The sequence below is a fragment of the Rhizobacter sp. P2_H2 genome (assembly GCF_056403375.1).
In genome coordinates this window covers 1-4,282 of record NZ_JBFUFP010000440.1, presented here as the reverse complement: position 1 = coordinate 4,282, position 4,282 = coordinate 1, and the positions used below count along the sequence as shown (strand labels likewise).

The following is a 4,282-nucleotide window of genomic DNA, read 5'->3' as shown; positions in this document are numbered from 1 at the left end:
CGGTGGCACGGCACGATCGGCGGAAACGGGTTGCTGCCCATCGCCTGGCCGACCGCACGCGCAGCGCCGGGCTCGCCGAGCTGCTGCGCGATCTCGCCATAGCTGCGGGTCTCGCCGGGCGGGATCGCCAGCGCGATCGCGTAGGCACGGCGGTGGAAATCGGGCTGCCCGGTCATGTCGAGCGGCGAGCCGGACAGGTCGACGCGCTCGCCTTCCATCAATGCTTGCAGGCGGTCGATCACKACCTGGATGTCCTGCGGCGCCAGGCCCTCGATCGACTCCGGCAGCCGTCGCTGGATGCGCCGGCGCAAGGCCGCCTCGTCGGCATCGGGCAGCCAGCTGCCGACGATGCCTTGCGCGCCCCACGCGATCGCGCAGGGCCCGATGGCGGTGGCGAACACGGCGTGGCGAACGTTGTTCATCGCGTCACGCGATGCCGATGTATTTGTGCGTCTGCACGCTCAGGTGCCACAGCGGATGGGCCAGGCAATAGGCCACCGCCTGCTCGGTGTTGCGCTTGCGCTCGAGGTTGTCCATCGGCTGCAGGAAGAAGTGGTCGAACTTCAGCGCCGCGAAGCGCTCGGGCATCGCCTTCGGCTGCGGGTAGACGAGCTTGAGCTCGTGGCCCTGCGTCAGCACCAGCTCGGCATCGGCCTTCGGGCTGACGCAGATCCAGTCGATCCCCTCGGGTGCGGGCTGCGTGCCGTTGGTCTCGACGGCGATCTCGAAGCCCTGGGCGTGGAAGGCGTCGACCAGCGCCTCGTCGAGCTGCAGCAGCGGCTCGCCGCCGGTGCACACGACGAACGGCCGGCCGGTGTGCGGCTTCGGCCAGTGCGACGCGACGGCCTGCGCCAGCGCGAGCGCGGTGTCGAACTTGCCACCGTTGACGCCGTTGGTGCCGACGAAGTCGGTGTCGCAGAACTGGCAGACGGCCGCCGCGCGGTCCTGCTCGCGGCCGGACCACAGGTTGCAGCCGGCGAAGCGGCAGAACACCGCGGGGCGCCCGGCCTGGGCGCCCTCGCCTTGCAGCGTGTAGAAGATTTCCTTGACCGCATAGGTCATGCTGCGTCCTTCCGTTCGTTCACGCGTCCGTTCGTGCGTCGATTCAGATCGGGATCGCGAGGCCGGCCTGCGCCTCGGCCTGGTCGGCGATCACGATGGCGCCACAGCCGCGCGTTTCGTAGAGGTCGACGCGATCGACCATCGGCAGCACGGCGCGTGCCTCCTTCAGGATCCATGCGGCGAGTGTGGCGGTATCGCAGTCGGCGAGGCCTTCGATCTCGTACAGGGGGCGGTGGTCGAGCGCCTTGAAGATCGGATCGAACAGCGTCTTCACGTCGCCGAAGTCGACCGTCCAGCCCATCAGCGTATCGAGCGGTGCGGCCAAGTGCAGCCGCAGCGTGTAGGTGTGGCCGTGGATGCGGCGCAGCGGGCTGCCGTCGGGTGCGTGCTTGAGCTGCAGCGCGCTGTCGAGCGTGAACTCCTTCCAGATGCGGTGGTGGTGGCCGTCGTAGTTGGCGCCGCACGAGGCGGTTTCGTAGACGGTGATCCACGAGAGTTCGGGCAGCGTGGGCTTCAGGCGCTCCCACAGCCAGCTCGACATCAGCTCGCTGGTCGGGTTCTGCAGGCCGGGCAGGTCGTTCAGGCAGCCGTAGTTCAGCTCGTGGTGCAGCGGGGCCCAGCAGTCGTCGAGGTGGTCGTAGTCGATGCTGAGGTCGCGCGCGCCGAGGTCCTGGTTGGCGTGCACGATGACCTCGAAGCCATGGCCGTGCATGCGGCCGCACTTGTGGCCGAGCGGCACGTTCGGCAGCTTGTGCGCGGCCTGGAAGAGGTAGCGGCGCCAGACATGGGCCTGGCCGGCGGCATCGAGGTCGACACCGCCGTGCGCGGTGCTCTGGATGCCGAGTTGCGTGATGCCGGGGGCGTCGAGCTGCGAGCGGATCCAGCGCGCGAGGTTCTCGTCGGTGGGCTGCGTGACGATGTCGTTGAGCAGGCGGTAGTCGAGCTGGGCGGTGCGCGATTCGAGATCGGCGCGCAGGCGTTCGACCTCGCCACCGGGAAAGGCGGCCCAGCCGTGCGGCAACTCGGCGCGCAGCGTCGCGAGGAAGCTGTGGCCATGCAGGCGGCGCGAGCGATGGCCTGCGGGCAGCAGGCTGACCTCGCAGGCGGACTCGAAACCGCTGGCGGCGCAGTGGAGGGTCTTGATCGGCACGCTGTCTCTGTGGGAGTCTGGAAGCAGGAACGCCCACGGTCCGTGGKCGTTGCGCGGCGCCGTCCACGGGCGCTCCGGAGGGCCATTTTAGCGAGGGTCGAAAACCCCGTCGCGGCCTGTGGAGGCCTTACTTCTGTTCGTCGGCGGGGTTCACGAAGTGCCGTCCGCCGGGACCCATGCCGGTCACTTGAACGATGGTCTCGTCCCGCACTTCGACGAAGTGGGGGACGTTGGCCGGCTCGGTGTAGAAGCTGCCCGCGGGCAGGGCTTTCAGGGCCTTGGCATCCCACTTCTCGCCATAGCCCGTGTACCAAGTGCCGGACAGCACGGTGATCTGCCGGAAATCGGGGTGCGTGTGCGGGGCAAGCTTGTAGCCGGCGGGCACTTTCAGTCGGATCGTGTAAGGCCCCGGCTTGGCCGGGTCGCCGATCAGGATCGCCTGGGAGATGCCGCGCACGGCGAGGCCGCCCGTGTCCCATTTCATTTCTTCCGGCGTCAAGGTGACCACGCCTGCATCAGCAGCTTGGGCGATCACGTTGCACGACAGCACAGCCGCCGCGCACAGAAACAAGATTGTTGGTTTGATGTTCATGGTTGACCCTGTTGAATCTGCAGGACTGCAGGACCTGCATGTCGCAAAGTCTGCGCCACATCCCGCGCCAGATTTGAAATGCAAAAAGGCCCTCGCATGGAGGGCCTTCTTGTTCTGGATTTGGTTGCGGGGGCTGGATTTGAACCAACGACCTTTGGGTTATGAGCCCAACGAGCTACCAGACTGCTCCACCCCGCGACTGAGCCTGTGACTATAGCACAGGAACTGATGGCATTGCGAGGTTTACAGACCGGCCCGCTGCAATGTCACGAGAAACTCTTCGGCCTTCTGGAAGCCGATCACGCGGGTGCCCTGCATTTCACGACCGTCCGCCGAGAAGAAGATCGTGCCCGGCGGGCCGAACAGGCGGAAGCGCTTCAGCAGCGCGCGATCGTCGTCGTTGTTCTTCGTGACGTCGGCCTTCAGCAGCAGCGCGTTCGCGAGCTTCGCCTGCACCGCCGCGTCGGTGAACGTGAAGCGCTCCATTTCCTTGCACGACACGCACCAGTCGGCATAGAAGTCGAGCATCACCGGCCGGCCCGTGCTGCGCAGCGCGGCATCGAGCTCGGCCACGCTGCGCACCGTCGCGAAGGTCGGCCCATGCGCTGCCGCGACGGCACCGCCACCCCGCAAATGCCCGAGCGGCTGCAGCGGATCGGTGCCGCCCGAGGCCGCGCCCACCAATTGCAGCGTGCCCAGCAAGGCCAGCACCGCCGCACCCGACTTGCGCAGCAGCGTGCCCGGCGCCGTCGCCGGCGCGTGCGCGCCCCCGGCCAACGCCACCACCGCCGCACCGATCAGCAACGCGCCCCACAGCGCCAGCGCCAGCGCGGCCGGCAGCACCGGCTGCACCGTGTACAACGCCACCGCCAGCAACATCAGGCCGAACAGGCGCTTGACGCCGTCCATCCATGCGCCGGCACGCGGCAGCAGCGTGCCAGCCGACGCCCCGACCAGCAGCAGCGGGATGCTCATGCCGGCCGCCAACGAGAACAAGGCCGTGCCACCGAGCAGCACGTCGCGTGTCTGGCTCAGGTACACCAGCGCACCGGCCAGCGGCGCGGCCACGCACGGGCTCACGATCAACGCCGACACGCCGCCCATCGCGAACACGCTGGCCATGCGCCCGGCCGGCAGTTGCTGCGAGGCTTCGGTCAGGCGGCCGGTCAGCGCCGCCGGCAACTGCAACTCATACACGCCGAACATCGAGACCGCGAGCGCCACCAACCCCAGCGCGAACACGCCCAGCACCCACGGGTTCTGCAGCGCCGCCGCGAGCCCGACGCCGGCCAGCCCCGCCGCCACGCCGAACGCGGTGTAGACCAGCGCCATGCCGAGCGAGTAGCTCGCGGCCAGCGCCAGCCCGCGCGAGCGGGTCACGCTGTGCCCCTGCCCGACGATGATCGACGACAGGATCGGCAGCATCGGCAGCACGCAGGGCGTCAACGACAGCAGCACGCCGGCCAGGAAGAACACGC

General features: G+C 68.5%; 5 protein-coding genes and 1 tRNA gene. All 6 read right to left on the bottom strand.

Annotated elements, in window-relative coordinates:
• Positions 1-422: methylated-DNA--[protein]-cysteine S-methyltransferase (locus AC1D15_RS19910; RefSeq protein WP_477827336.1), on the bottom strand; the 422-nt coding region annotated here is incomplete at its 3' end.
• Positions 423-426: 4 nt separating this feature from the next.
• Positions 427-1,062 (bottom strand): 7-carboxy-7-deazaguanine synthase, encoded by a 636-nt coding sequence (gene queE / locus AC1D15_RS19905; protein ID WP_477827335.1) that lies wholly within the window; start codon positions 1,060-1,062, stop codon positions 427-429.
• A 43-nt stretch (positions 1,063-1,105) separates the two neighbouring features.
• Positions 1,106-2,212, bottom strand: coding sequence for a 6-pyruvoyl trahydropterin synthase family protein (locus AC1D15_RS19900; protein WP_477827334.1), 1,107 nt, complete (start codon positions 2,210-2,212; stop codon positions 1,106-1,108).
• Positions 2,213-2,339: 127 nt separating this feature from the next.
• Positions 2,340-2,804 carry a cupin domain-containing protein gene (locus tag AC1D15_RS19895; RefSeq protein WP_465110698.1) on the bottom strand — a complete coding sequence of 155 codons (465 nt, stop codon included), beginning with the start codon at positions 2,802-2,804 and terminating at the stop codon, positions 2,340-2,342.
• 121 nt (positions 2,805-2,925) lie between these two features.
• Positions 2,926-3,002 (bottom strand) — tRNA-Met (locus AC1D15_RS19890).
• Positions 3,003-3,047: 45 nt separating this feature from the next.
• Positions 3,048-4,282 (bottom strand): protein-disulfide reductase DsbD (gene dsbD, locus AC1D15_RS19885; RefSeq protein WP_477827333.1); only part of this gene is annotated, 1,235 nt, incomplete at its 5' end.

What these genes read in the sequence shown, in the direction of transcription:
- queE (WP_477827335.1), bottom strand. Translation starts at nt 1,062, where the DNA reads ATGACCTATGCGGTCAAGGAAATCTTCTACACGCTGCAAGGCGAGGGC.
- AC1D15_RS19895 (WP_465110698.1), bottom strand. Translation starts at nt 2,804, where the DNA reads ATGAACATCAAACCAACAATCTTGTTTCTGTGCGCGGCGGCTGTGCTG.